Here is a 24,669-nt window from a genome sequence, read left to right as displayed (position 1 = left end):
GATTGTTATCCGGCAATCAGTGAAAGAATTTTCTCTGCCAGTTTCCGTTTAGACATTAAGGGTATTTCAATGCGCAGCCCGTCTTTTCCCAGGACAATGCACGCATTGGTATCATGTCCGAAAGCCGCGCCTTTGTGTAAAGGATTATTGATCACAATGAAATCCAGGTTCTTATTCTTCAGTTTGCGGAGGGAGGCCGCCTCTTCGTCCTGGAGCTCCACACTGAAACCTACCAGAATCTGGTCAGTCTTTCTTTTTCCCATTTCCCGGAGGATGTCAGTCGTGGCTGAAAGTGTGATGTGCGGAGGAATGGCCTGTTTTTTTACCTTTCCCTCCAGTTTTTCCGGGCGGATATCTTCCACCGCCGCAGCCATGATCACAATATGTTTATTTTCATAACGGGATAAAAGCTCATGGGCCATTTCATCGGCCGAATTCACCCGGATCTTGGTATAAGGGCCTTCGGTTTCTGCACTGCCGGGTCCCAGAACCAATGTGACATCGGCTCCGGCCATGGCAGCGGCACGGGCCAGGGCTATTCCCATTTTGCCTGTGGAGGGATTTGAGATAAAGCGGATATCATCCAGGTATTCCCGTGTTGGTCCCCCGCTGATCAGCACCTTTTTTCCCTTTAGCATTCCACGGAATGAAAAATAATCGTTTATTTCAGATAAAATGGTTTTTTCATCTGCCAGACGACCCTTTCCCTCCCCTTCTGTCCGGGAAGCGAGAGGTCCATCTTCCGGTTCAATGATTCCATAACCCTCATCGAGGAGTGCCTTTCGGTTTTGTTGAAAAAACGGGTTTTCATACATGCGGGTATTCATGGCCAGGGCAAAAAAGCATTTTTCAGGATCGGCTGCCAGGATCATGGTACTTAAGAGATCATCTCCTATACCTGAAGCGGTTTTCCCTACAATATTAGCTGTGGCAGGCACAATCAAAAGCATGTCTGCAGCAGCCACAAGGTCAATATGACGTGTTGAAACCTTACCCCCCGATGCCCACATGCTGGTCAGCACCGGTTTGTCGGTAAAGGTTTCAAAGGTCAGGGGGGTCATAAATTCCAGGGCATGCTCCGTCATCACGACCTGCACATCACAGGCATAATCGTGTGTGAGTCTGCGAACGAGGGATGCCGCCTTATATACGGCGATCCCTCCCGTGATTCCTACAAGAATCTTTTTCCCTCTCAGGGCTTCCATCAAATCAGATGATCATCCATCTCAAACATGGAATCATCTTCCATTTCATCATAGTCTTCGTCAGGATCACTGTATTCATATTCAATTTCCTGACCGGCATACTGATGCATGGCCATGGTTGTAGGCTTTTCCAGGCTGTCGAAGTCGAAATCATCATACAGGGCTTCCTGTTCCACCTCTTCTTCCCCTTCAGAGACCTGATAGGGACGGAGAGTAAATTTGTCAGCCCGCCGTTGATTGATCTGACGCGCCCGTTTTGCCATGATGATAATTGCTTCAAAGATATCTTCGGGCCTGTCCCCTTCGTATTTGAATCCACCTTTAGACATTTAGCACCTTTCCTTTATCTGTTTGATCAATGTTTCCGTTTTATGGATTGCCTTTTCCAGTTGGTCGTTAATGACGACTTCATCAAAAGCATCCTTCATCGCCGTTTCCAGGGAGATCCTGGAAAGGCGTTTTTCAATCTGTTCCGGTGTTTCGGTTTTTCGGTTTACCAATCTTTCCCTCAAAAGATTCATATCCGGGACTTCAATAAATATTGAGAGAGATTGTTCCGGATAGTGTCTTTTAATGCTCATCACCCCTTTAACATCCAGGTCAAAAATGCACACTTTCCCATTTTCCAGAGCCTGGCGGACCGGTTCAGCCGGTGTCCCGTAATATTCACCGTGGACCTCTTCATATTCGAGCAGTTCTTTTTCACGGATCATGGTTTGAAAAACATCCCTTGACACAAAGTGATAATCCTGTCCGTCCACCTCACCGGTCCGGGGTTTTCGGGTAGTTGCCGAGACGGAAAAAAACCATTCCGGATGACGCCGCAGGAGTTCCCGGATAATGGTTGTTTTCCCGGCACCGCTGTGAGCGGCAAAAAGAATGAGTGCGCCTTGTTTCATTGGATGTTCTGAACCTGCTCGCGAATCATTTCGATCCGGTTTTTTATTTCCACCACCCGTTGGGAAATATCGGCATTTGCCACTTTATTCCCCAGGGTATTCACTTCGCGATGCATTTCCTGAAGAAGAAAATTACATCGTTTCCCCACGGAATCCTTTTCATTCAGGTAGGTTTTGAATTGGAGTAAATGGCTTTTAAAGCGCTGGATCTCTTCCGTGATATCCAGTTTATCGGCCAGAAGGGCAATTTCCTGATACATCCGGGCTTCATCAAGGGCATACTGATTCATAATTTTTCCCACCCGTTCCTTCATAGTGGAAACATGCTGGTCCAGATTCGTCTGCCGGATATCATCAATCGCGTCTATTTCACGGGACATGCTGTGGAGATCCCGCTCGAACTGCTCTTTCAGGTATTCACCTTCCTGTTTTTGCATGGCTTCCAGGCTGGCCAGTGCAGCATCCGTGGTTTTTAGGATGGCTTCAGCCAAGGCATCCTCTTCCACAGCCGTATCCATCAGTTCCACCACATCCTCCCGGGAAAGGATATCCGTCACGGTAAGCGCTCCCTCCACATCAAATTTTTCTTTGAGGATCTGTTTCAGATCCAGAAGATTTTGGAGGAGTTTCTCATTCAGCTGAAAATGACTGATTTCACCGGTATCTCCTGTCAGATTCAGGATGAAGAGGATCTTGCCCCGCTCCAGTTTTTTTGTCAGGTAGTCCCGAATAGGATTTTCAAGGAATGCGACTTTTCGGGGAATCACGGTAGAGACATCCAGATACCGGCTGTTCACGGATTTGATTTCCACCGTGAACCGGATACTGTGATAGGAACCTTCCGCTTTTCCGAAACCAGTCATACTGAGCATATCCGGGTCTCCGTCTTTTGGGGGAGAAAGTTAAGAATTTTTCCGGGGCCAGGAAACGGAATTCATTTGTTTTTTAATGATTTATCCCGGAACCTGCCGGAACATTTGTTCAAAAATACGGGAGAAGTCACCAATAATAAAAGAAAAAGATGTTGGTAAATGATTTATTCCATTATTAAATTTTCAAGCTTGAAACGCAGTCCCGGAAATGTTTTGAGCACAATCACGGTGGCTCCGGGTGAAGAGAGTCACATAAACGGAGGAATTCGATTTGAAAACGTATACGGCAAAACCGTCAGAGATCGAACGAAAGTGGTTTATTATTGATGCCACTGATCTGGTTTTGGGTCGCTTATCCAGTGAGGTTGCCCAGATATTGAGGGGCAAGCACAAACCCACATTCACCCCCCACATGGATACGGGGGATTTTGTGATTATCATCAATGCAGAGAAGGTACGGTTAACAGGAAACAAAGAGTCGTACAAGCAATATTTTCGTCATACGGGATATCCGGGAGGTACCCGGTACACATCCCTGAAGGAATTGCGTTCAAGCCGTCCTGAAGAGGTCATTACCCGTGCCGTCAGGGGCATGCTTCCCCATACCCGTCTGGGTCGTCAGTTAATCAAGAAGCTGAAGGTGTACAGCGGACCGGAGCATCCCCATCAGGCACAGATGCCCCAAACCCTGAATTTAAAGAAGGAGTTGAGTGACAATGCTTAAGAACGAATATATTGCCATTGGCCGCCGGAAATCAGCAGTTGCCCGGGTACGGCTTCGTCCTGGTACAGGTAAAATCATCGTCAATAAACGGCCTCTTGAGGAATATTTTGGGCGTGAAACATCCCAAATGATTGTGAGACAACCGCTGGAGTTAATCAAATTCGGGAACGCATACGATATCATTGTCACCGTTCAGGGTGGAGGTCCCACGGGACAGGCCGGCGCAGTTCGTCACGGACTGAGCAGGGTATTGACACTGGTGAATCCCGAATCACGGCCGGTATTAAAATCCGCAGGGTTTCTGACCCGCGACCCGCGTCGTGTGGAACGGAAGAAATACGGTCTGCGTGGCGCCCGTCGTGCATTCCAGTTCTCGAAACGTTAACGGATTTTTGGAGATCTCATGAATACAATTACCATTGAAACATTATTAGGAACCGGTGCTCATTTCGGTCACCTGGCTTCAAAATGGAATCCCGCCATGAAGGATTATATCTTTATGGAGAAAAACGGGATTCATATTATTGATTTGAAAAAAACCATTCAGGCCATGGAAGAAGCGGCTGAATTTGTGAGCGACCTTTCCCGTCAGGGAGGAGAAATTCTCTTTGTGGGGACCAAGAAACAGGCCCGGTCAGTGATAGAAGATGAAGCCATCCGCAGCAAAAATCATTACATCACCGAACGCTGGCTTGGCGGAACCCTGACCAATTTTGTAACCATCAAGCGGTCTATCCGACGGATGATGCAGTTGCAAAGGGACAGTGAAAGTGATGATGCTTGGGCCAATCTGACAAAGAAAGAGATTTTGGGACTGATGCGGGAAAAGGAAAAGCTGGAATCCCTGCACCGGGGAATCAAGGATATGAAAAAACTCCCCGATGCTCTTTTCATTGTGGATACAGTCCATGAAAAGATTGCCGTAGCAGAAGCCCGGAAACTGGATATCCCCATCATTGCCCTGCTGGATACCAATGCCGACCCGTCGGTGATAGACTATCCCATCCCGGCCAATGATGATTCCATCCGGACCATTCAGCTGATCACCCGCCGACTGGCCGATGCCGCCCTGGAAGGGAAAAGCGGCAAAAAAGAGAAAGTTGAAGAAAAAACAGAAGAAAAAATTGAAACAGCCCCAAAAGAAAAACCTCAGGAAACAGTTAAAGCAACAGAAGAAAAAGAAACTGTAGCAGACGTGGAAGAGGTTGAATAAAAAGGAGTCAGGAATATGACCATAACAGCCGCAATGGTAAAAGAGCTCCGGGATAAAACCGGTGCCGGAATGATGGACTGTAAAAAAGCCTTAAATAAAACAGACGGCGATTTGGATAAAGCCGTTGATTACCTTCGTGCCCAGGGAATTGCCAAAGCTGAGAAGAAAGCATCCCGTGCTGTAAACGAAGGGTTAATACATGCCTATATTCATCAGGGAAGCAAACTGGGAACGCTGGTCGAAGTCAATTGCGAAACCGATTTTGTGGCAAATACACCGGATTTTCAGAATTTTGTCAAAGATGTGGCTATGCAGATTGCTGCTTCCGCTCCCCTGGCAGTCACCCGTGAAGATGTGGATCCTGCAATCATTGAACGGGAAAAGGCCATTTACAAAGAACAGGTTATCAATGAGGGAAAACCCGAACATATCGCCGAAAAAATCGTAACCGGCAAACTGGAAAAATTCTATAAAGAAAATGTCCTTCTGGAACAGCCTTTTTTTAAAGATCCTGAAAAAAATGTTGAGACATACCTGAAAGAGACCATTGGCAAACTGGGTGAAAATATTCAGATCGCCCGTTTCTCACGGTTTGTTTTGGGAGAGAACAACTAATTCATCCCACATAAGCATAGGAGTCTGTTGTGTCAGACCTTCCTTACCAACGGATTTTATTAAAACTGAGCGGAGAGATCCTGGCCGGTGAAAACGGGACGGGAATCGATCCCTCCGTTGTTTCCTATTTTGCCAGAGAGATTAAATCAGTCGTTGATCAGGGCCTCGAGGTCTGCCTGGTTATCGGTGGCGGAAATATCTTCAGAGGCGGTGCCAACACCCGGAATATCGAAAGAGTCACCGGCGATTACATGGGAATGCTGGGAACCGTGATCAACGCCCTGGCGATACAGGACGCCCTGGAGAAATCCGGCATCCCTACCCGGGTTCAAACGGCAATCAGTATCACACAGGTTGCCGAGCCGTTTATCCGAAGAAGGGCCATGCGACACCTGGAAAAAGGCCGGGTACTGATTTTTGCCGCGGGAACAGGAAATCCCTTTTTTACTACAGATTCAGCTGCAGCGCTTCGTGCCGCCGAGATGAATGTGGATGCGCTTCTTAAAGGGACTAAAGTTGACGGTGTCTATGATAAAGATCCTGTTACCCATGCCGATGCCGTCCGTTATACAAGCCTTAGCTATGAAGAAGCCATCGAACAGAATTTAAAAGTCATGGATTTGAGTGCCATTGCCCTGTGCCGTGAAAACAAGATCCCCATTATTGTCTTTAATTTTAAAGAACCCGGACACCTGCTCAGGGTTATCAAGGGTGAACCAATCGGAACAATCTTAGGAGGTTAAGAATGCTGGAATCATTGTATAAGGAATGCAAAGCCAAAATGGATAAATCCGTTGAAGTGATTCGTCACGAGCTGGCATCTATCCGGACAGGCCGGGCTTCCACAGCCTTGCTGGACGGAATCAAGGTGGATTATTACGGCAACCCCACCCCCCTGAATCAGGTCGCCAATATTACAGTCCCCGAAGCAAGACTCCTGGTGATTCAACCCTGGGAAAAAAATATGCTTCCTGTCATTGAAAAAGCGATTCTGGCCAGTTCTCTGGGACTCACACCTGCAAATGATGGACAGGTTATCCGCCTCCCCATCCCGCCCATGTCGGATGAACGGCGAAAAGATCTCTCCCGTGTGGTGAGCAAGATAGCCGAAGACGGACGCATCAGCATCCGGAACGTTCGCCGGGAATTCAACGACCATATCAAAAAAATGGAAAAGGACGGCGATATTTCCAAAGATAATGCGGCAGACGGACTGGATGAAATTCAGAAAATTACTGATGAGCACATTGCAAAAATTGATGAAATTTTTGAACTGAAAGAAAAGGAAATCCTGGAAGACCATATTTGACGGATTCCCCTTAATTCTGAACCCTTTGAATCGAATCCCGAATACCCCTGAAAATAAAAAGCCCCGGTGAGTATATTCCGGGGCTTTTCTATATCCTGTAATTTCCTGTACGGAAAATACGATATCACAAACGATTGAGGAATTTACAGTTTAAGCTTCCTCAAATCATCTTTCAGCATCTTTAGATCATTCAACCAATCCTCAATATCCTGCTCATGTTCCAGTTCATCATTAAGGATATTTGTAGCGATCTGCCAGGTTGTGTGATCTTTTCCGTGGGTATAATCCGCAATTTCCTTGTAGCGTTTGATCGCACATTGCTCGCCACTGAGATTTTGCTTCAGAATGGCTTCAATGTAGGGATCACTGGGAGCCTCATAGGCACAACGGCTCAATTTGAACCATTCTTCCGGATGAATCACGGGATCACCACCCAGCTGAATAATCCGGTCTACAACCATCACGGCATGATTCAGCTCTTCGTCAGCATGAGTTAACAGTTCCGGCTCTACTTCAGTCCGCATCGGGCCTTCAATCAGGCGGGCACCAATCCAGTACTGGTAATAGGCCAGCCACTCTTCAGACAGTGCTTCATTCAACTGGCGAATCAAATCTTTAACATCCAAAGATCCCAGAATGCCAACACCTTTTTCACCCATCATAACCTCCTAACTGTTTATTTTTTATGGTTTGAAGTCCATATACAATGTAACGAATCGATAAAAGAGAATCAATTCAATTTAAAAAGCAGCTATACTGACAGATTCGTTAAACAGATCTGAGAATGTTTTATCAGATTATTGATCTTCTTCATGGTAATCCACATCCACGATATCCTCTTTGGGGATATCATTCCGGTAGGGATCCTGTTCCGGTTTCTGATCCCGGATAGGTGGATTTTTCTGATGTTTTTCCAGCCACTGAATCAGTTCGGGTCTAATCCAGCGCCGGTAGATGATCACCATAACATAGATGGCAATCAAATATCCAAGAAGGCGTGTCATGACGGTTTCCTCACCGGCCGGTATAACTTGGTACCCGCTGGTGGTGTTTGAATGGTTTTCAAAATCTCCGCTAAATCGTCCTCGTTGTGGACGAAGTCTATATCTGTTGTATTGATAATCAGCAGGGGAGTTTCATTATATCGGAAAAAAAACTGGTTATACATTTGATTCAGGGCTTCAATATACTCCTCATCCATATTCTTTTCAAAATCCCGACCCCGTTTGGCAATATTTTGCATCAGGCGCTCCGTATCCGCCTGAAGGTAAATGACCAGGTCCGGTTTGGGGATTTGCCGGATCAGAAGATTCAGCATCTGGTCATACAGCATGAGTTCCTTTTCATTCAGATTCAGATAGGCAAAGAGTTTATCCTTGATGAACATATAATCTGTCACCAGATTTTTATGGAAGAGCTCCGTCTGAAAAAGCTCCATCTGCTGACGATACCTGCTTAGAAGGAAGAACATCTGTGTCTGAAAAGCATACCTATCCCTGTCTTTATAAAAATCACTGAGAAAGGGATTGTCTTCAAATTTCTCCAGGACCAGGCGGGCATTCAGCCGCTGTACCAGGATTTTGGCCAGGCTGGTTTTCCCAACTCCGATAACACCTTCAATCGCAATATAATAGGCAGGTTTCTGCATTCAGCATTTCTCCACGCGTGATTGATCGGGACACTCATTTAAAAAGTCCCGAATAGTTTTTCCCGTTCCCGGGACGGTATAATTTAAAGCAATTTCCCCCATAGGCTCTAATACAAATTTCCGTTGTGAAAATTCCTGGTGGGGAACGATCAGATTTTTCAGGCAGATGGTTTTATCACCCCAAAATAAAATATCTATATCCAGGGTTCGGGGTGCGTAGCGCCGTTTTGAATCCCGAATTCGTCCGAATGCTTCTTCAATCTGGTGAATAATCTGTAAAAGTGCCTGGGGCGACAAGCGGACGGCAAATCCGGCGACGGCATTGATAAAATCAGGCTGGTTGGTATCATATAATGGTTCAGTCCGGTAAAATGAACTGACCTGAATCAGAGAGATTCCATCCCGGGACGTGAGGGCCTTGACAGCCTGTTGGATGGTTTTTCGTACATCACCTAAATTTCCACCAAATCCGAGGTAAACCTGGGTATCGGGGACATTCATCGTGTAATTTCAACTTCCACTGTATCCAAAACACCTTTGATTGGCACATTGGGTTTACGAACCCGGGCTGTCACTTTCAGCACTTTGGGGTATTTTTCCTTAATGGATTTACACATCTCACCGGCCAGGGCTTCAATCAAATAGTACTTTCTGGAAGTCACCAGATTATGAATCAATTTATAAATGGATTCATAATTTACTGTATCCTGAAGTTTATCTGTTTCAATGGCATCATGCAAATCACAAAACAGTTCCAAATCCACTTCAAAGCGTCCTCCCCACTCTTTTTCATGGGCTTCAACACCGTGAAACCCATAAAAAACCATATTTTTCAGACGGATAATGTCATTCATCGTTTTCCCCAGTTCAGTTTCTGTCGCAACACGTTGAAATAGCTGTAATCCGAACAACGGATAAGCCTGACCTTATGGCTTGCTTTTCGAATGAAGATCTCTCCGTTTTTACTCAGGCGTTCCACATGCTGACCATCGGCGGTTAAATAAGCACCCTGGGGCACTTCTTCAAAGGTAATCCGGATTGTCCGCCCGGCATCGATCACCATGGGCCTTTGGCTTAGGGTGTGGGGACAGATGGGATTAATAATGATGGCGGGCACATCTGGAGTAAGGATTGGGCCGCTGCTGGAAAGTGAATATGCCGTAGATCCTGTGGGAGTTGAAATAATCAGTCCATCTGCCAGATAGCTGTTCATAAAATCCCCGTCAATTTCCACTTTAACCGTCATCATTCGGGGTGAAAGTCCTTTAAACAAGACCATATCGTTGAGTGCATACTCACAGGTACACCCTTTGCCGTTACGGATTTCGCCATCCAGCACCATTCGGTCATCCAACAGCAGTTCTCCCTGGAGGATTTTATCCATTTTTTCCCGGTAATCCAGACGGGAGAGCTCAGCCAGGAAACCCAGTTCACCCATGTGAAAACCCAGGATGGGAATTTCACGCTGACCAATACGCCGGGCTGCATTCAGGATGGTTCCGTCTCCGCCCAAAGTGATCATGGCCTGAGACTCTTCCAAAAGTTTTTCCAGGGATGAATGTCCAAAAGAAGAAAGTGACGGAATCTTTTGAACAATCTCCTCATCCAGGGTAAAATCGACCTGTTTTAACTCAAGATAGGCACAAAATTCTTTCAGGATGGGAGCAATATCCCGAATTTTCCGGCTGTTGGCCAATATCCCGAACTGTGAGAACTTATTCAAGGGTTGTTTCCTTTTCTTCATTCATGTGTTCTGATATCACCTGCAGTTTTTGTCGGGCATTTTCCAGAACTTTCCGGCAGGTTTGACTCAGTGAGACCCCTTCCTCGTAGAGAGTCAGCATCTCTTCCAGGGGGACATCTTCTGTTTCAAGGCGTTTGAGAATCGCTTCCAGTTTGGCCAGGGATGCTTCAAAACTTTCATTTTTTTCTGTCATAATCACTCCGAATTAAGGACTTCTCCCTGGAAATCGCCATCGTGCATCATCACGGTAAAGCGGTCTCCGGGACGGGCATCATTTTTCGATGTATATGCTTTGCCATCCGGGCCTTTGATCACGGCATATCCTTTTTTCATGACTTCCCTTGGGTGGGTAAGCCGCAGGGTTGTATCCAGATGTTCCCATTGGTGGCTAAGTTCAGTAAAAGCCCGGTTGACTTCATGATTCAGCCGGTGAATAAGTCCGTCAATTTTTTCAGTATAGCGGGTAATGGATGTACCCGGCAGGCGTGTGGTGTAGCGGTGAGAGAGATATTGCAGGCGGTCTTCTGCCTGGCGCAGGACATTTTCTGCAGCAATGGTCAGGCGGGCTTCAGCCTGGTTCAAATAGAGAATGATTTCCTTCCACCCTCTGCAGGCAATTTCAGCGGCATTAGTGGGGGTACTCGCCCGATAATCCGCCACAAAATCCAGGATGGTAAAATCTGTTTCATGACCAATCCCCGAAATGACGGGTATGGGATAATCATAGACCGTGCGGGCTAATATTTCCCGGTTGAATTCCCACAAGTCTTCGATGGAACCCCCACCACGGATAATCAATACCAGGTCCACATTCTTCATGAGAAGAACTTTCTTCAGAGCCTGGATCACAGACTCCGCCGTGCCATGGCCCTGCATACGGGCAGGAATCAAGCAGCGGTTTACGTGGGGCGCATATTGTAAAAATATCCGTTCGGCATCCTGAAGTCCTGCAGCTGTTTCGCTTGAAATGATGGCAAGATTCCGGGGGTACAATGGGATTGGCTTTTTATGGTCCTCATCAAACAGTCCCTCTTTACGCAATTGTTTCTTCAGGGCTTCAAACTGTTCATACAAATTTCCCACACCGGCAGGCTGCATGCTATCCACGGACATTTGATAGCGTCCATGGGGTGGATACACACTCAGGCGGCCGGACGCCACCACATGATTTCCCACTTCGGGACGAAAAGTCAAAGACCGGGTATAAGTCCGCCACATCACACAGGGAAGCACTGCCCCCTCATCTTTCAGGGTAAAATAGAGGTGACCACTTCCGTGAAATTTAATCTCGGATATCTCACCTTCCAGGGTAAAGGACCCCATCGATTCCAGACGGACTTTGATCAGCTGGGTTATGTCTGATATGGTGTAAATTTTATCCATAAAAACAAAGGCAGCACTTCTGGGCTGAATATCCGAAAAAGTGCTGCACGCTCTTCGTCACATGTGAATCAGAAAAATGTGCCGGGACCCATCGGATATCCGGCATGACTCATTAGCTCTTACGTTTCTTATGACGATTTTTTCTTAAGCGCTTTTTCCGTTTATGATTACGGATCTTTCCTTTTTTGCGTTTTTTTCCACAAGGCACGAATCGTTCTCCTTATCTTGAATGTTTCATGTTTTTATCGACAGCTTCTTTCAGCATTTTAGAGGGCTTAAAGACAGGTACATAGCGTTCCGGTACGGGAACCGCTTCTCCGGTCCCGGGGTTTTGTCCGATTTTGGATGCCCGTTTTTTTACACTAAAACTTCCAAATCCTCTGAAATCCACCCGCTTCCCTTCCATCAACGCATCGGAAACGGTGGACAAAAATCCATTGATAACAGCTTCCGTTTCGACTTTCGTCAGGCCGGTCGCCATGGAAATGATATCGACAATATCCGCTTTTGTCATGATACAACCCCTCTTATTTATATATCATCTGAGGTGACGGTGACGGTATCAGTGAACCGATCCACCGGCTAATATCACCAAAGACTACATCGTAAAATGTAATCTTTTCCTTTTTTGGTCGAATGATGGATGGCTTTTCCTTCAGGTTTAACTGCCGGGTTAAATCTTCAATGCCATCCTCCATGGTGCCCAGATGGTCTATGAGCCCCAGTTCCAAGGCCTGACGGCCTGTATAAACCCTGCCATCGGAGATTTTTTTCACGGTTTCTTTATCCATGGACCGGGCTTCGGCCACGGCAGATATAAACTGGTCGTACACATCATCCACCAGTTCCTGATAATAGCGCCTGTCTTCAGCCGTAAAATCCCTGAAAGGCGACCCTGTATCCTTATATTCGCCGCTTTTCACCACATGCATATCCACACCGATTTTATCCATCACCTCCGTCCACTGGGGAAAGTCCATAATGACCCCGATACTTCCCGTCAGGGTGCCGGGCAAAGCATAAATAGAATCCGTTGCCAGGGCTACGTAATATCCGCCGCTGGCACCCAATGAACTCAACACCGAGATCACGGGATAATCGTATTCTTCCTTGATGCGTTTGACGGCATAGTAGAGTTCCTGAGATGCTGCGGTGCCGCCACCGGGGCTGTTGATATGGAGAATCAGGGCTTTCAGATCACGGATAGAGCTGATTTCCTCCAGATCTTCAAGAATCGGCTCTGAACTCAGGATGCTTCCCTGGATTTTCACAATACCTATCTGATCCCCCCGGGTGAGGGATACACCGGTCCTGTTTTGGCGAACCAGGGTATTGAACATCAATACCGCCGCAATAAAGAGCAGTGCCGTGATAATCCAGTCACTTCGTTTCATCGCAGTCTGATTTTATCTCCGGGATAGATGCGGGACGGGTTGATTCCCGGGTTCAATTGTTTCAACCGGTTTACAGAAACACCGGTCTTCTGGGAAATACGGTGGAGGGAATCCCCTCGCTGTACTGTATACATACTATTTCCGGCGTGGGCCATATCACTTTTGGGAACCCATAAGACCAGTTTTTGCCCGGGATAGATATATTGTCCGTAGCGAAGATTGTTCCAGTGCCGGATGTTGGAAGCCCTTGTCCCATACCGCTCGGCAATGTGTCCCAATGTATCATTTTTCCGGACAGTATAGATTATTTTTTCATTTTTGGATGAATAATCAGGCAGGGACTGGGAAGAAGCCACGGTTTCGCTGTATCCGGGATTGGGGATTGTCAGGCGCTGACCGATAATGATCGGCTGATTGTTCCTGAGCCGGTTGGCTGTCATGATATCCCGGATCGGCACATTGTACAGACGGCTGATACGGGTCAGGGTATCACCCCGGCGGACCACATGGGTTGAATACTGGACGGTATGGACCGTATTAAAGGATTCCAGAGCATTGCTGACGGTTTCCCGCTTGCCTTTTGGCAGGCGAATGGTATAGGTATAATTCGGCGTGGAATGGCGTCGCAAATCAGGATTCAGTTCTTTCATCTCCTGATATTTTAGCCCCGCCACACGTGCGATGCTTTCCAGTTCAACACTTTTATGAATAGACAGGGTATCATAAGTCCAATAGTTAGGTGCCGTTTTTGGTACGGTAAATCCATAGGCCTCGGGATTCCGGGATATGATAGCTGCAGCCAGAAAAGTTGGGACATAATTCCGGGTTTGCTTGGGCAGGCTGTACATTTTCCAAAAATCACGGGTCCGGTCCCGCTGAATCGCCCGGTGAATCCGTCCCGGCCCTGCGTTGTATGCCGCCATTACCAGATACCAATCGCCAAATTCATTGTACAGATCTTTCAAATGCCGCGCAGCGGCATCAGTGGCTTTCACCGGATCCCGGCGTTCATCAACCCAATAGTCCCTTTTCAGGCCATAAACTTTCCCGGTGGAATACATAAACTGCCATAAACCCATGGCCCGGGCATAGGAATACGCATTGGGTTTAAAACCACTCTCAATCATACTCAGGTAGATCAGTTCTTCCGGGAGGTTATATTGCTTTAAAATTTGTTTGTATAAAATTTCATATTCACCCATTCGGTTCAGCCAGGCCTGAAAACTTTCCCGGCCCTGGTTCTGAAAGAAACGGATCAGGCTTTCCACACGGGAATTGGAGATAATGGGAATGTGCCCGTCCCGGTCATCAATGACTTTAAAATTTTCAATGTCCATATCTTCTGCCAGATATTCCATGGATTCCCGGAGGTCACTGACGGAAAACTGATCATGAAGAGAAACCGCTTCCGGTGCAAAATCCTGGAAATCATGAACCAGACGTTCCGTAAAATGGGTCATCTCTTCATATTGGATGGGATCGAGGTTATTGAAGACTTCAATATCCGACAAGGCTTCAAAAGTAAGTTTCAGCTGAAGCTGAACTTCAAAGGTATCGGCAAAATGTTCGGCAATCAGGGCATTTGCAAAGTGAATTTTGGCCTCGTTAAACAGAACCTCAAAACGGTCTGCTTCATAAAATGTTTCAGCCATAACCGTGGTATCCGTATAGACCGAATCAACGGTTTCCACAGCTTCGATGGGTTTTTCGATCGGTTCGTCCAGAGATTCATGGGTTGCATAGGCGTGGGCAAATACAAGAACCGGGACACACACACTCAGAATCAATTTTGAATACGTCTTCATAATACCTCATATTTCAGCAAAGGAAGATACCTGTAACTACCCACAAAGTCAACGATTATGGGCGACAGACTTCCATTCTTTTTTTTACATTTTTTTCAGAATGATGCTGGTGGATTTTCCCTCATGATAGGGCAGTGTCATCACTTTTCCACCCCAGCTGACAATTTCCCGGGCACCAACGATGGTATCCGGCGTATAGTCCCCGCCTTTCACCAGGATATCCGGCTTTAGCCAGGTAATAATCTCGAGGGGAGTATCCTGTGAAAAGGGAACCACCAGATCCACTGCGGACAGGGCCAAAAGTATTTCAGCACGGTCATTTTCATTTTGAACCGGCCTGCCGGGACCTTTGAGTTTCCGCACGGACGCATCCGTATTGAGTCCGATCACCAGGTGATCCCCAAGGGTTGCGGCAGCTGACAGATAACGGATATGCCCTACGTGAAGAATGTCAAAACACCCGTTGGTAAAAACAACGGATTCTCCATTCTGCTGCCAGGTACGGACCTGATCCCGGGCATTGGTCCAGATATCTTTCAGTTCTTCAGGAATCACATCTTCTCCTTGGGATTGCACAGGGGACACAGATCTGCCAGGTCCTGCGAACAAAAACGTTCATAAATATACAGAATTCCCTGCTGATTTACCCACTTTCTCCGAAGTGGATTTTTTTTATCCACACCATGCCGGTTATAGAAACGCCGGGAGAGCCGGTATTCACCGATAGAGACGGTTTCAATTCCGTTCAGGATGGTATCCCACATGCTGTCATCCGTGTTGTCCATGGATGCCAGCAAGACCGGGACCAGGGCATTCATGGCAAGTTCTACGGAGAGAGTCTCTCCCGGTTCCCGGCAATCCGAACATCCGGATTGGAAAAACCGTTGCCAGAAACGTTTTGAAAATCCTTCTATCTGAATTTGTTCCAGGCAATAGGCATAGATGGATTTATTGTACAATTTTCTCATAAAGGCCCCCAGCCACGCCAGACGGTACTCCGGGTACGAGGCAGGCCGCACTCCCATGCGGACCCACCGGAGATCCCGGGGAACCTTCAGATGTGCATATTTTTTTTCCGGGAGATGCCCGTCTTCGAATCCTCCCAGGTATTTCAACAAAGGTATAATCTCATCCACTTTCATATTTTCCGAAAAATAATCCTCCCAGGGAAAGGATAAAAAGAGCCGGTTAAACGAAGAACGATTGGCTTTTAAGCCAGAGGATTGAAAGAGTCCCCACCAGCAAAGAAGATCCAAACCGAAACGGGCACGGCGGCGGCGGATATAATCCACTTTCAGGTTCAACCGTTTCATCCCGGATGATTTCAGAATCTGAAAAAAATCCTCCAGGTTTTCCCAGGAGGGTTGGCAGACCGCTTCAAAAGGTGTATCGTTCAGTGCTTCATAGTCAGCCAAACACACCGGAATCTGTTTCTTCCGGCTGTTTACCACAATCCGTGAGTGATCGATGCGGGAAAAAATCACATGGAGCACGACCCGGTCGTAGGCCGGATCCCGGTGATGACCATGATGATACCAGTCTCCGTTTTGGTAATGGATTTCAATATCCCCCTCCCGGATCGTACCTCCGATAAAAAGCAGGGCATCCCTGAAATCCGGACCTTCATGGCGATTCCAGGTTCCGGGACTCACTACCTGGATCAGATCACCGTCGAGGGTTTCCAGTTTTTGTTTCCACAAGGATGTCACCCAAAGCTTCTGAAGCCTTTGCTCAGGAATATACACCCGGTCCGGTTCAAACAACTGGGAATACAATTCAAATTTCACGGCAGATAATTTTGTTTTCTTAAAAAATCCTTAAAGAGTGTTTCTGTTTGCTGCAAAAGTTTATCCCGGTCTTCAACCGTGAGATCCCGTGTTTCCATTGGGGGTAAAATATCCATGAGGACCTTCCCCGGTTGCACCCACAGGGATCCAACGGGTGTCACATCCCCTGCACCCCGGAGAATGACCGGCAGGATGGGAAGTTGATGTTCCAGTGCCAGTACAAAAGCCCCTTTTTTGAAAGGGAGAATTTTTTTTCCCCCGTATCGGGTTCCCTCTGGAAACACACAGATTGAAAGATCATGTTGTCGAAGTTTTTCAAAGGTAGAATTCATGGACTCAATGGCTTCATCACTCTTGGAGCGATCCACAAAGGGGAAAAGGAGTTTTTTCATCACGAATCCCACCAGGGGTAATTTCAGTAAGCCATTTTTGGAGACCATCCGGAAATTGAGGGGGACTTTGGCAAAGATGACAAAAATATCCAGAGCACTTTCATGGTTACTGACAATCACATAGGAGGATTCACGGATATTCTCAAGACCGTGAATTTCCACACGGATACCAGCCGCCAGGAGATTCCACCGGGCCCAGAACCGGATTATTTTATTGAAAACGGGATGTTTAAAGGGAAAAGGGATCATCACCAGGGATGCCAGACCGCAAAGAAGGGTTGACGCAAGAAGATTGGCGACAGACCACAGAGAACGTAAAAAAGTGAGAAATCGGAGTATCATGGCATCTCCGGTTTGGCGTGATATCGAATCTACGCGATGGTGTCAAAGCCGGTATATTTTTTCAGAACATCGGGAATGCGGATGCTTCCGTCTTCATTCTGATAGTTCTCCAGGATGGCAATGAGAAGCCGGGGTGTGGCCACGCCCGAACCATTCAGGGTATGCACAAAACGATTTTTTCCGTCGGTATCTTTAAACCGGATCTGGCTTCGCCGGGCCTGAAAATCCTCGAAATTGCTGCAGCTGGAAACCTCAAGCCATTTTTCTTCAGCCGGGGACCAGAGCTCGATATCATAACACTTGGCGGCAGCAAAACTCAGATCGGCGGAACACAATTCCACCACCCGGTAAGGCAGTTCGAGTTTCTGAAGGATCACCTCAGCATGTCCCACCAGTTTCTCCAGGGTGTCATAGGATTCATCCGGATGACAGAACTGGACCAATTCTACCTTATTAAACTGGTGCAGGCGCTGAAATCCCCGGGTATCCTTACCGTAGGAGCCTGCTTCACGGCGAAAACATCCCGAATAGGCAGTATATTTGAGGGGAAGATCTTCCAGGGGAATCATTTCTTCCCGGTGAATATTGGTAACAGGGACTTCAGCTGTGGGAATCAGCCACAAATCGTCTTCATCCAGATAATACATATCCTCTGCCATCTTCGGTAACTGTCCCGTACCGGTGGCACTGGCAGAATTCACCAGGAACGGGGGATAGATCTCTGTATAGCCATGTTCCAGGGTGTGTACATCCAGCATAAAATTCAACAAAGCCCGTTCCAGCCGGGCACCTTGACCGATATACAGGGGAAATCCGCTCCCGCTGATTTTAGCACCCCGGCGAAAATCAAAGAGTCCCAAAGATTCTCCCAAGGCCAGATGATCTTTGGGGGTAAAGGAAAAATCCCGAAAGGTCCCATAGCGGCGGACTTCCACATTGTCCTTTTCCGTCTGTCCCACCGGGACAGATTCGTGGGGTGTATTGGGCAGACGGATCAGGTGATCCCGGATTTCTTCCTGCAACTCCATTATCCGCTGATCATTTTCCTTGATTCGGGCACTGACCCGGCGCATTTCCTGAATGTCATCGGTAGCATCCAGTTTCTGTCGTTTTTTATCATTAATTTGCCGTGTGACTGTATTTCTCAGGTGCTTCAGATCATCGGTTTCTTTACTCAATTCCCGGTGACGCCTGTCTTTTTCCAGAAGGATTTCCAGATCGGCATCCACATTTTTTTTGCGCAGGGCTTCCGCAATCCGCTCCGGTTCTGCCCTGATCACATGAATATCCAGCATGCATTCCTCACTTTTTCAATTTCACAAATTTAAGGAATAATTTAAGGAATCACAGACGAAAGTTGAAGATATAAATAACTATTTTATACTTTACTTTATTTTTTGATTTAAACAGAGGATCCAGTTGGAGAATTTTGGAACGACTGTGATTTCTTTGTATTCAGAAAGGAATTCACAGCATCCGCGACATAGCGGATATCCTCCTCGCTCAGGTACTGGTTCATGGGCAGAGACAGGACCCTTTGCGCGGTTTTGGCAGCGACAGGTGTTGGAAATCCATGAAGTTTCAGTGCTGCGATGGCCGGTTGCTCATTCAGGGGGATGGGATAGTGGACAGCTGTGGCAATGCCCTGCCCGGCAAGGTATTCTTTCAATGCATCCCTCTGATCTACTTTAATGGTATACTGATGGTAAATATGTGTATTTCCGGGAACCGTTACGGGTGTTTCCACGGAGGGATCCAGATATTTGTGATACCATGCCGCTTTTTCCGCACGGAGAATATTCCATTCTTCCAGATATTTGATTTTCACATTGAGAATGGCAGCCTGAAGGGAATCCATCCGGCTGTTGAGTCCGATAAGATGATGCTCATATTTATGGGCCTGACCGTGATTGGCAATCAGGGCGCAGGTTTCTGCAAGTGAATCATTATTTGTCACTATGCCGCCAGCATCCCCGTAAGCACCCAGATTTTTACTGGGGAAATATGAGATGGTCCCAATATCCCCAATGGTTCCGGCAAAACACCCGTGTTGGGTGGCACCAATGGCCTGGGCTGTATCCTCAATGACTTTCAAACCATATTTTTTGGCGATTGTCATCACCGGCTCCATGGGAACCATTTGTCCGAAAAGGTGGACAGGAATAATCGCCTTTGTTTTCTCCGTGATTCGTTCTTCAATGAGATTTGGATCCATCAGGCATGTATCGGAACGAATATCCGTAAAGACCGGTACGGCTCCGGCAAAGGCGATGGTTTCTGCCGTGGCCACAAAGGTGAAGGGTGTGGTGATGACTTCATCTCCCGGTTGGATATCCAGGGCTTTCAGGGCAATCAGCAGGGCATCTGTCCCGTTGGCACAGGGAATGTGATGTTTTACACCCAGGAGGGACTGAATATGATCGTTCAATTCATCCAGCTGGGGTCCCATAATAAAACGGGCTGAGGATAAAACCTCTTCCAGGGCCGGCATAAGTTCCGGTTTTAACATCTCAAATTCTTTTTGCAAATCCAGCAGGGGGATATTCCGTGACATAGACACCTCTTATTGTCCCTTTGCCGTAAAAACGGTGGCAAAGGTATTCATGATAATTTTAAAATCCAGTTTCAGGGACATATTTTCCAGGTAGTACAGGTCATATTCCAGCTTCTTTTTCACATCCTCAAAGGACTCATCGTATTTATGCATGGTCTGGGCCCAGCCGGTGATACCCGGTTTCATTTTCAATCGGTGGCGATAAAGGGGAATGGTTTTAATGAATTGATCCACAAAAACGGGCCGTTCGGGACGGGGCCCCACCAAGCTCATATCTCCCTGCAGTACATTGATAAACTGGGGGATTTCGTCCAGCCGGGTTTTCCGCAGGAAATATCCCACACGGGTAATGCGGGGATCCTGCTTCTGGGACCAGACCGGTCCTGTTTCCTTTTCCGCATCGGGAATCATGGTCCGGAATTTGATCATTTTAAAGATCTTTCCATTCTTACCCACCCTTTCCTGTCGGTAAAAAACCGGTCCGGGTGAATCAATATAAACAGCCAGGGCAATCAGAGGAAAAAACGGCAGGAGAATGAGCAGTGTGATAGAAGAGACCACCACATCGATCAGGCGTTTGAATGCCTTTTCCCACTGGGGCATGAGCTGGGGGAAAATATCAATGAGGGGAAATCCGTAAATCTGGTTGGTCCGGGCCTGACCGGATATAATATCGTACATGTCAGGTATGATTTTCAATCCCACATCCATACGTCCCACTTTATCCACCACATCCAGCAGCCGTTCATGATTTCCCGTATCAAAGGCAATCACCAGTTCACCGATATGACGGTCCCGGATCAGATCCGGCAGACCTTCCAGATCCCCGATGACTTCCACATCTTTGTAGCTTTTCCCCATATTGTCAGGATTCAATGTCACAAAACCTACAATCTGATAGCCAAGGGCCGGGTATTGCTTGATTTTATCATAAATGTTAAAACCAAAATCATTATACCCTACAATGAGTGTAGGGGTTAGTCCGATTCCCCGTTCAAATCGTTTTCTTTGGATTGTAATAAAAAAAATCCTGCCCAAAGATGTGAGGATGGATAAAAGAAACCAGTAAATCAGCAGCGTCAGGCGGGTGGAGACAATGGGATGATTCAGATCGAAAGTAATCAAAAAGAGAATGATCATCCCAAAAAAAGTCGTTTTAAAGACCCGGAAATTTTCATCGGTCCGGGAGGGTGCCAGGGGAAAGCTGTAAAGGCCGTTCCAGAGAAAGAGAATAAGCCAGTAAAGGTACAGCACCGCTGCCGGCAGAATCAGATCTGTGGCATAGAGCTCGATGGGACTGTCGAAAAGATTAAGCTTAAAACGGAACAGATAGGTGAGATAGAGTGCTGCTACAGAAGCAAGGAAGTCGGAAAGGAGAATATTGATAACCAGACGGGATTTTCTCATGATATAATCACCTTTTTTATCTGTTCTGAAATATTCCGGGCAGCCTGACCATCCCCGTAGTACTGTTCTCTCTCATGCTTCGGGTAAAATGTGTGGATCGCCTGGACAATTTTTTCCGGATCGGCACCGGTAATAACGTTATATCCTGCTTCTACGGTTTCAACCCATTCCGTCTCTGTCCGGAGGGTGATGCAGGGCTTCCCCAGAAAAAAAGCTTCTTTTTGTACACCTCCGGAATCCGTAAGAATTTTCAACGCATGGTTTTCCAGTTGAAGCATATCCAGGAATCCCACCGGTTCGATGATTTTCAGATGCTTTGCTTTGGACAAGATATCCCGGATTTCCGGATTTTTCATCACATTTTTGGTCCGGGGATGGCGGGGAAACACCACCGGCCAGGGACTTTCTGCCACGGCTTTCAGGATGGATAGAAATGTTTCGGGGTTATCCGTATTGGAGGGGCGGTGTATGGTCAATAAAAGATATTCTTTTCCGGTTAGAACCAGGGATTGAACGATATTCGATTTTTGTTCCGAAAGGGGTAAAAAATGCAGACAGGCGTCATACATCACATCGCCGGTGAGAAAGGCATTCTTTGTCATACCTTCTTTACTCAAAAGGGATACGGCATGTTCCGTGGGGCAGAACAGGTGGTCGGCGATGCGGTCTGTGGCGATCCGGTTAATTTCTTCCGGCATAGACCGGTTAAACGACCGGAGGCCCGCTTCTATGTGTCCCACCGGAATCTGAAGCTTCACCGCCGCCAGGGCTCCGGCAATGGTGGAATTGGTATCTCCGTAGACCAGCACATAATCCGGTTTTTCTTTAATCAGTACTTCTTCAATACCTGCCAGCATCCTGCCGGTCTGTTCACCATGCAGTCCCGATCCGATATTCAGATTGTAATCCGGTTCGGGGATGGCCATATCCTCGAAAAACACACGGGACATATTCCGGTCGTAGTGCTGGCCGGTATGGATGATGATTTCTTTAAAATTTTCCCGGAGTGCCAGTGCCACGGGAGCTTCTTTAATGAACTGAGGCCTGGCGCCGATAATTGTTGCAATGGTATATGTCATAGAAGTGATGTCTCTTTTAATACAAGGGGGAATATACTGTGATTTAAAGTTTTGTACCAAAACTTTAAGAGTTGAGAGTGATGAGTGATGAGTGGTAGCGGCAGGACGTGTCCTGCCGCTGAGTCTGAGTTGGGAGTTTTGAGTTTGGTTTTGTGGGTTAATTTGAGGTTGGAGCTTAAAAGTCCCCTCTTGAGAGGGGATTTAGGGGTGTGTAAGATAGTAACGAGTAACACGTGACGAGTGACGAGATTGGTTGGGTGCGTTAATTGACGGTAAGGCCGAGAAAGTCCCCTATTGAGAGGGGATTTAGGGGTGTGTAAGATAGTAACGAGTAACACGTGACGAGTGACGAGATTGGTTGGGTGCGTTTAATTGACGGTAAGGCCGAGAAAGTCCCCTCTGGAGAGGGGATTTAGGGGTGTGTAAGATAGTAACGAGTAACACGTGACGAGGAGTGGGGATTGGGAACTGGGGACTGGTGACTGGGCTTGATTTGGGTGCTTAGACAAAAACGCTTTTAATCTAATTTATAATTATTTATATTTCTTTGCCCCCGAAATCAAAGAAATCTTTTATGATCATGAAAGAATTCACCTTCTTACATTACAACCCTAAACTAAAAAAATATGCCCGTCAACTCCGGAATAACAGCACTAAATCCGAACGGGAACTCTGGAAATATCTAAAGGGACGAAACATGAAAGGGTATGATTTTCATCGGCAAAAACCCATTGATGAATATATTGTGGATTTTTTCTGTCCAAAGCTTATGCTGGCTATCGAACTGGATGGATACAGCCATTTATTGGAAGAATACCAGAAAAAAGATCGTCGCAAAGAATATCAGTTAATGCAATTAGGAGTCAAAACAATCCGGTTTTGGGATGATGAGGTTTTGGATGATATTGATAATGTTTTACGTGTTATTGAAGAGATTATAAAAGAAAGAGAAAAAGAATTAGAGCTATAAATGTATGTTAATATACAACTTACACACCCCTAAATCCCCTCTCAAGAGGGGACTTTTTTGGTCCATCCAAAAATTAACGCACTCAATCAAACTCTCAACTCAAAACTTTTACTCTCTACTCATCACTCTTAACTCTCAACTCTCCTCAAATAATAGTTGTATGTTTAAACCAAACAATTGTATGTTACAAGCATACAAAGAGATTAAGAATGAATACTCTCATCAAAATATTATCATCACGTGCCCGGGCTGAAATATTCCGAATTCTGTTTGGAGTGATCCCCCATGAATATCACTTAAGAGAAATTGAACGGCAAGCCGGTTTATCGATAGGAACTGTTCGGCAGGAAGCAGCCAAGCTGGAAAAGTTAGGACTTATCATTAAGCGTCATGATAGCAACCGGACATATTACAAAGCAAACCGTGAACATCCTCTCTACTCTGTCATCCATCAGCTCGTTCTTAAGACTTCCGGACTGACAGATATTTTGAAAGACGCATTATCAGATCAATCTGTAGATTTTGCCTTTGTATTCGGTTCAATTGCAGGAGGTACCGAAACAGCTGAGAGTGATGTAGATCTTTTCATTATCAGCGATCTGAATTTAAGAGAGATAACAAGAAAACTAAAAAATGTTTCATCATTTATCGGACGGGAAGTGAATCCACATATAATGACTCGCGAAACGTTTATCAAAAGAAAAATAGAAAAAGAACATTTTGTCAGCAGTGTTCTGAAATCACCAAAATTATTCATCATTGGGAAAGAAGATGCGTTTAGCCGATTGGGAGAAAAACGGCTGGATCAGGCCACATCAGACCAGTTGTGAAGAAATCAAACAATTGCTGGAGATGGTTAACCGGGATATAAAGGATTCGGGACAAAAAAACCTGTCTGCAGACTGGCAATTTGAAATTGCTTACAATGCCGCACTTAAACTCTGTACAATTTTGCTTTATTCAGAGGGATACAGACCTGAAAAGGTACAGGCGCATTATAGAACAATCAGAGCCCTGCCTCTTATATTGGGTAATGACAAACCGTGTGATGCCGAATATTTAGATATCTGCAGAATCAAGCGAAATACTGTTGAATATGATTATATTGGTGGTGTCACGAAAGAAAATGCATCAGAACTCCGTAACTACATTCAGGAATTAAGAGAAGACGTTATCCATTGGCTCAAAATGAATCATCCGGAATATTTAGAATATGACGATGAACCATAAATTTCATCATGTGATCAAAGAACGCACTAAACCAAACTCTCAACTCAAAACTTGTACTCAGCGGCAGGACGTGTCCTGCCGCTACGACTCATCACTC

31 protein-coding genes are annotated in these 24,669 nt (G+C 46.3%); 9 read left to right on the top strand and 22 right to left on the bottom strand.

Features of this window, described 5'->3' with window-relative positions; all coding sequences use genetic code 11:
* Positions 1-5: 5 nt before the first annotated feature.
* Genes coaBC through strainIA91_RS03735 form a run of 4 tightly spaced genes read right to left on the bottom strand, consistent with a single transcriptional unit; the run spans position 6 to position 2,976 of the window.
* Complete coding sequence (coaBC, locus tag strainIA91_RS03750) at positions 6-1,205, bottom strand: bifunctional phosphopantothenoylcysteine decarboxylase/phosphopantothenate--cysteine ligase CoaBC (RefSeq protein WP_400168233.1); 1,200 nt, start codon at positions 1,203-1,205, stop codon at positions 6-8.
* A complete protein-coding gene (locus tag strainIA91_RS03745) occupies positions 1,205-1,534 on the bottom strand; it encodes a hypothetical protein (protein ID WP_400167782.1) in 330 nt (109 codons plus the stop codon). The genes coaBC and strainIA91_RS03745 overlap by 1 nt, the downstream gene beginning before the upstream one ends.
* Complete coding sequence (gene gmk, locus strainIA91_RS03740) at positions 1,535-2,104, bottom strand: guanylate kinase (protein ID WP_400167781.1); 570 nt, start codon at positions 2,102-2,104, stop codon at positions 1,535-1,537.
* The gene (locus strainIA91_RS03735) at positions 2,101-2,976 is read right to left on the bottom strand and encodes a YicC/YloC family endoribonuclease (RefSeq protein WP_400167780.1); all 876 of its coding nucleotides are present in this window, start codon (positions 2,974-2,976) and stop codon (positions 2,101-2,103) included. The genes gmk and strainIA91_RS03735 overlap by 4 nt, the downstream gene beginning before the upstream one ends.
* 271 nt (positions 2,977-3,247) lie before the next feature.
* Between strainIA91_RS03735 and rplM the strand changes: the two genes are divergently transcribed.
* Genes rplM through frr form a run of 6 tightly spaced genes read left to right on the top strand, consistent with a single transcriptional unit; the run spans position 3,248 to position 6,837 of the window.
* Positions 3,248-3,700 (top strand): 50S ribosomal protein L13, encoded by a 453-nt coding sequence (gene rplM, locus strainIA91_RS03730; RefSeq protein ID WP_400167779.1) that lies wholly within the window; start codon positions 3,248-3,250, stop codon positions 3,698-3,700.
* Positions 3,693-4,085, top strand: coding sequence for a 30S ribosomal protein S9 (gene rpsI, locus strainIA91_RS03725; protein ID WP_400167778.1), 393 nt, complete (start codon positions 3,693-3,695; stop codon positions 4,083-4,085). The genes rplM and rpsI overlap by 8 nt, the downstream gene beginning before the upstream one ends.
* Before the next feature lie 18 nt (positions 4,086-4,103).
* Positions 4,104-4,913 carry a 30S ribosomal protein S2 gene (gene rpsB, locus strainIA91_RS03720; protein WP_400167776.1) on the top strand — a complete coding sequence of 270 codons (810 nt, stop codon included), beginning with the start codon at positions 4,104-4,106 and terminating at the stop codon, positions 4,911-4,913.
* 15 nt (positions 4,914-4,928) lie between these two features.
* Positions 4,929-5,528 (top strand): translation elongation factor Ts, encoded by a 600-nt coding sequence (tsf, locus tag strainIA91_RS03715; protein WP_400167774.1) that lies wholly within the window; start codon positions 4,929-4,931, stop codon positions 5,526-5,528.
* A 29-nt stretch (positions 5,529-5,557) separates the two neighbouring features.
* Entirely contained in the window at positions 5,558-6,271 is a 714-nt protein-coding gene (gene pyrH, locus strainIA91_RS03710; protein ID WP_400167773.1) for a UMP kinase, read from the top strand.
* Positions 6,272-6,273: 2 nt separating this feature from the next.
* Positions 6,274-6,837 carry a ribosome recycling factor gene (frr, locus tag strainIA91_RS03705; protein WP_400167771.1) on the top strand — a complete coding sequence of 188 codons (564 nt, stop codon included), beginning with the start codon at positions 6,274-6,276 and terminating at the stop codon, positions 6,835-6,837.
* A 143-nt stretch (positions 6,838-6,980) separates the two neighbouring features.
* On the opposite strand, the gene strainIA91_RS03700 is transcribed toward frr, so the two are convergent.
* The 18 genes from strainIA91_RS03700 to wecB form a co-directional block, all read right to left on the bottom strand.
* Positions 6,981-7,496, bottom strand: coding sequence for a ferritin-like domain-containing protein (locus tag strainIA91_RS03700; protein WP_400168232.1), 516 nt, complete (start codon positions 7,494-7,496; stop codon positions 6,981-6,983).
* A gap of 138 nt (positions 7,497-7,634) precedes the next feature.
* A complete protein-coding gene (locus strainIA91_RS03695; RefSeq protein WP_400167770.1) occupies positions 7,635-7,841 on the bottom strand; it encodes a hypothetical protein in 207 nt (68 codons plus the stop codon).
* Entirely contained in the window at positions 7,838-8,485 is a 648-nt protein-coding gene (locus tag strainIA91_RS03690) for a deoxynucleoside kinase (protein ID WP_400167769.1), read from the bottom strand. The genes strainIA91_RS03695 and strainIA91_RS03690 overlap by 4 nt, the downstream gene beginning before the upstream one ends.
* The gene (gene folK, locus strainIA91_RS03685) at positions 8,486-8,986 is read right to left on the bottom strand and encodes a 2-amino-4-hydroxy-6-hydroxymethyldihydropteridine diphosphokinase (RefSeq protein ID WP_400167767.1); all 501 of its coding nucleotides are present in this window, start codon (positions 8,984-8,986) and stop codon (positions 8,486-8,488) included. It lies immediately after the preceding gene.
* Positions 8,983-9,339 (bottom strand): dihydroneopterin aldolase, encoded by a 357-nt coding sequence (folB, locus tag strainIA91_RS03680; protein WP_400167766.1) that lies wholly within the window; start codon positions 9,337-9,339, stop codon positions 8,983-8,985. The genes folK and folB overlap by 4 nt, the downstream gene beginning before the upstream one ends.
* Complete coding sequence (locus tag strainIA91_RS03675) at positions 9,336-10,208, bottom strand: NAD(+)/NADH kinase (protein ID WP_400167765.1); 873 nt, start codon at positions 10,206-10,208, stop codon at positions 9,336-9,338. The genes folB and strainIA91_RS03675 overlap by 4 nt, the downstream gene beginning before the upstream one ends.
* A complete protein-coding gene (gene xseB, locus strainIA91_RS03670; RefSeq protein WP_400167764.1) occupies positions 10,201-10,422 on the bottom strand; it encodes an exodeoxyribonuclease VII small subunit in 222 nt (73 codons plus the stop codon). The genes strainIA91_RS03675 and xseB overlap by 8 nt, the downstream gene beginning before the upstream one ends.
* 2 nt (positions 10,423-10,424) lie before the next feature.
* Complete coding sequence (gene xseA / locus strainIA91_RS03665; protein ID WP_400167762.1) at positions 10,425-11,612, bottom strand: exodeoxyribonuclease VII large subunit; 1,188 nt, start codon at positions 11,610-11,612, stop codon at positions 10,425-10,427.
* A 220-nt stretch (positions 11,613-11,832) separates the two neighbouring features.
* The gene (locus strainIA91_RS03660) at positions 11,833-12,126 is read right to left on the bottom strand and encodes an HU family DNA-binding protein (protein WP_400167761.1); all 294 of its coding nucleotides are present in this window, start codon (positions 12,124-12,126) and stop codon (positions 11,833-11,835) included.
* A gap of 13 nt (positions 12,127-12,139) precedes the next feature.
* Positions 12,140-13,006, bottom strand: coding sequence for a signal peptide peptidase SppA (gene sppA / locus strainIA91_RS03655; protein WP_400167760.1), 867 nt, complete (start codon positions 13,004-13,006; stop codon positions 12,140-12,142).
* On the bottom strand, positions 13,003-14,811 hold the full coding sequence (locus strainIA91_RS03650) for a LysM peptidoglycan-binding domain-containing protein (protein WP_400167759.1): 1,809 nt from the start codon (positions 14,809-14,811) through the stop codon (positions 13,003-13,005). Before strainIA91_RS03650 ends, sppA begins: the two co-directional genes overlap by 4 nt.
* 84 nt (positions 14,812-14,895) lie before the next feature.
* Positions 14,896-15,366, bottom strand: coding sequence for a D-glycero-beta-D-manno-heptose 1-phosphate adenylyltransferase (rfaE2, locus tag strainIA91_RS03645; RefSeq protein ID WP_400167757.1), 471 nt, complete (start codon positions 15,364-15,366; stop codon positions 14,896-14,898).
* Positions 15,363-16,598 carry a DUF2851 family protein gene (locus strainIA91_RS03640; protein WP_400167756.1) on the bottom strand — a complete coding sequence of 412 codons (1,236 nt, stop codon included), beginning with the start codon at positions 16,596-16,598 and terminating at the stop codon, positions 15,363-15,365. Before strainIA91_RS03640 ends, rfaE2 begins: the two co-directional genes overlap by 4 nt.
* Complete coding sequence (locus strainIA91_RS03635; RefSeq protein WP_400167755.1) at positions 16,595-17,332, bottom strand: lysophospholipid acyltransferase family protein; 738 nt, start codon at positions 17,330-17,332, stop codon at positions 16,595-16,597. The genes strainIA91_RS03640 and strainIA91_RS03635 overlap by 4 nt, the downstream gene beginning before the upstream one ends.
* 29 nt (positions 17,333-17,361) lie before the next feature.
* Positions 17,362-18,627: a serine--tRNA ligase gene (gene serS / locus strainIA91_RS03630; RefSeq protein WP_400167754.1), complete on the bottom strand. Its 1,266-nt coding sequence runs from the start codon at positions 18,625-18,627 to the stop codon at positions 17,362-17,364.
* 107 nt (positions 18,628-18,734) lie between these two features.
* Positions 18,735-19,886 carry a DegT/DnrJ/EryC1/StrS family aminotransferase gene (locus strainIA91_RS03625; protein WP_400167753.1) on the bottom strand — a complete coding sequence of 384 codons (1,152 nt, stop codon included), beginning with the start codon at positions 19,884-19,886 and terminating at the stop codon, positions 18,735-18,737.
* A 9-nt stretch (positions 19,887-19,895) separates the two neighbouring features.
* A complete protein-coding gene (locus tag strainIA91_RS03620) occupies positions 19,896-21,293 on the bottom strand; it encodes a sugar transferase (RefSeq protein WP_400167752.1) in 1,398 nt (465 codons plus the stop codon).
* Positions 21,290-22,372, bottom strand: coding sequence for a non-hydrolyzing UDP-N-acetylglucosamine 2-epimerase (gene wecB / locus strainIA91_RS03615; protein ID WP_400167751.1), 1,083 nt, complete (start codon positions 22,370-22,372; stop codon positions 21,290-21,292). The genes strainIA91_RS03620 and wecB overlap by 4 nt, the downstream gene beginning before the upstream one ends.
* A 580-nt stretch (positions 22,373-22,952) precedes the next feature.
* Here wecB and strainIA91_RS03610 point away from each other — a divergent pair.
* The 3 genes from strainIA91_RS03610 (at position 22,953) to strainIA91_RS03600 (ending at position 24,572) form a co-directional block, all read left to right on the top strand.
* Positions 22,953-23,342: an endonuclease domain-containing protein gene (locus strainIA91_RS03610; protein ID WP_400166489.1), complete on the top strand. Its 390-nt coding sequence runs from the start codon at positions 22,953-22,955 to the stop codon at positions 23,340-23,342.
* Positions 23,343-23,551: 209 nt separating this feature from the next.
* The gene (locus strainIA91_RS03605; protein ID WP_400167750.1) at positions 23,552-24,172 is read left to right on the top strand and encodes a nucleotidyltransferase domain-containing protein; all 621 of its coding nucleotides are present in this window, start codon (positions 23,552-23,554) and stop codon (positions 24,170-24,172) included.
* Positions 24,114-24,572: a hypothetical protein gene (locus tag strainIA91_RS03600; RefSeq protein ID WP_400167749.1), complete on the top strand. Its 459-nt coding sequence runs from the start codon at positions 24,114-24,116 to the stop codon at positions 24,570-24,572. Before strainIA91_RS03605 ends, strainIA91_RS03600 begins: the two co-directional genes overlap by 59 nt.
* Positions 24,573-24,669 lie beyond the last annotated feature (97 nt).

This window comes from Candidatus Neomarinimicrobiota bacterium (assembly GCA_041154365.1).
In the GTDB taxonomy this organism is placed as follows: Bacteria; Fidelibacterota; Fidelibacteria; order Fidelibacterales; family Fidelibacteraceae; genus Fidelibacter; species Fidelibacter multiformis.
The sequence above is the reverse complement of the archived record's forward strand: the minus strand, read 5'-3'. Positions and strand labels throughout refer to the sequence as shown.

Bases quoted from the DNA above. Each gene is read 5' to 3' on its own strand.
- gmk (WP_400167781.1), bottom strand. From the start codon at position 2,104: ATGAAACAAGGCGCACTCATTCTTTTTGCCGCTCACAGCGGTGCCGGG.
- strainIA91_RS03695 (WP_400167770.1), bottom strand. From the start codon at position 7,841: ATGACACGCCTTCTTGGATATTTGATTGCCATCTATGTTATGGTGATC.
- serS (WP_400167754.1), bottom strand. From the start codon at position 18,627: ATGCTGGATATTCATGTGATCAGGGCAGAACCGGAGCGGATTGCGGAA.
- strainIA91_RS03700 (WP_400168232.1), bottom strand. From the start codon at position 7,496: ATGGGTGAAAAAGGTGTTGGCATTCTGGGATCTTTGGATGTTAAAGAT.
- strainIA91_RS03625 (WP_400167753.1), bottom strand. From the start codon at position 19,886: ATGTCACGGAATATCCCCCTGCTGGATTTGCAAAAAGAATTTGAGATG.
- xseB (WP_400167764.1), bottom strand. From the start codon at position 10,422: ATGACAGAAAAAAATGAAAGTTTTGAAGCATCCCTGGCCAAACTGGAA.
- strainIA91_RS03745 (WP_400167782.1), bottom strand. From the start codon at position 1,534: ATGTCTAAAGGTGGATTCAAATACGAAGGGGACAGGCCCGAAGATATC.
- folB (WP_400167766.1), bottom strand. From the start codon at position 9,339: ATGAATGACATTATCCGTCTGAAAAATATGGTTTTTTATGGGTTTCAC.
- rpsB (WP_400167776.1), top strand. From the start codon at position 4,104: ATGAATACAATTACCATTGAAACATTATTAGGAACCGGTGCTCATTTC.
- folK (WP_400167767.1), bottom strand. From the start codon at position 8,986: ATGAATGTCCCCGATACCCAGGTTTACCTCGGATTTGGTGGAAATTTA.
- frr (WP_400167771.1), top strand. From the start codon at position 6,274: ATGCTGGAATCATTGTATAAGGAATGCAAAGCCAAAATGGATAAATCC.
- strainIA91_RS03735 (WP_400167780.1), bottom strand. From the start codon at position 2,976: ATGCTCAGTATGACTGGTTTCGGAAAAGCGGAAGGTTCCTATCACAGT.
- strainIA91_RS03690 (WP_400167769.1), bottom strand. From the start codon at position 8,485: ATGCAGAAACCTGCCTATTATATTGCGATTGAAGGTGTTATCGGAGTT.
- strainIA91_RS03605 (WP_400167750.1), top strand. From the start codon at position 23,552: ATGAATACTCTCATCAAAATATTATCATCACGTGCCCGGGCTGAAATA.
- sppA (WP_400167760.1), bottom strand. From the start codon at position 13,006: ATGAAACGAAGTGACTGGATTATCACGGCACTGCTCTTTATTGCGGCG.
- rpsI (WP_400167778.1), top strand. From the start codon at position 3,693: ATGCTTAAGAACGAATATATTGCCATTGGCCGCCGGAAATCAGCAGTT.
- strainIA91_RS03660 (WP_400167761.1), bottom strand. From the start codon at position 12,126: ATGACAAAAGCGGATATTGTCGATATCATTTCCATGGCGACCGGCCTG.
- coaBC (WP_400168233.1), bottom strand. From the start codon at position 1,205: ATGGAAGCCCTGAGAGGGAAAAAGATTCTTGTAGGAATCACGGGAGGG.
- strainIA91_RS03620 (WP_400167752.1), bottom strand. From the start codon at position 21,293: ATGAGAAAATCCCGTCTGGTTATCAATATTCTCCTTTCCGACTTCCTT.
- xseA (WP_400167762.1), bottom strand. From the start codon at position 11,612: ATGGATAAAATTTACACCATATCAGACATAACCCAGCTGATCAAAGTC.
- strainIA91_RS03610 (WP_400166489.1), top strand. From the start codon at position 22,953: ATGAAAGAATTCACCTTCTTACATTACAACCCTAAACTAAAAAAATAT.
- strainIA91_RS03650 (WP_400167759.1), bottom strand. From the start codon at position 14,811: ATGAAGACGTATTCAAAATTGATTCTGAGTGTGTGTGTCCCGGTTCTT.
- strainIA91_RS03635 (WP_400167755.1), bottom strand. From the start codon at position 17,332: ATGATACTCCGATTTCTCACTTTTTTACGTTCTCTGTGGTCTGTCGCC.
- tsf (WP_400167774.1), top strand. From the start codon at position 4,929: ATGACCATAACAGCCGCAATGGTAAAAGAGCTCCGGGATAAAACCGGT.
- wecB (WP_400167751.1), bottom strand. From the start codon at position 22,372: ATGACATATACCATTGCAACAATTATCGGCGCCAGGCCTCAGTTCATT.
- strainIA91_RS03600 (WP_400167749.1), top strand. From the start codon at position 24,114: ATGCGTTTAGCCGATTGGGAGAAAAACGGCTGGATCAGGCCACATCAG.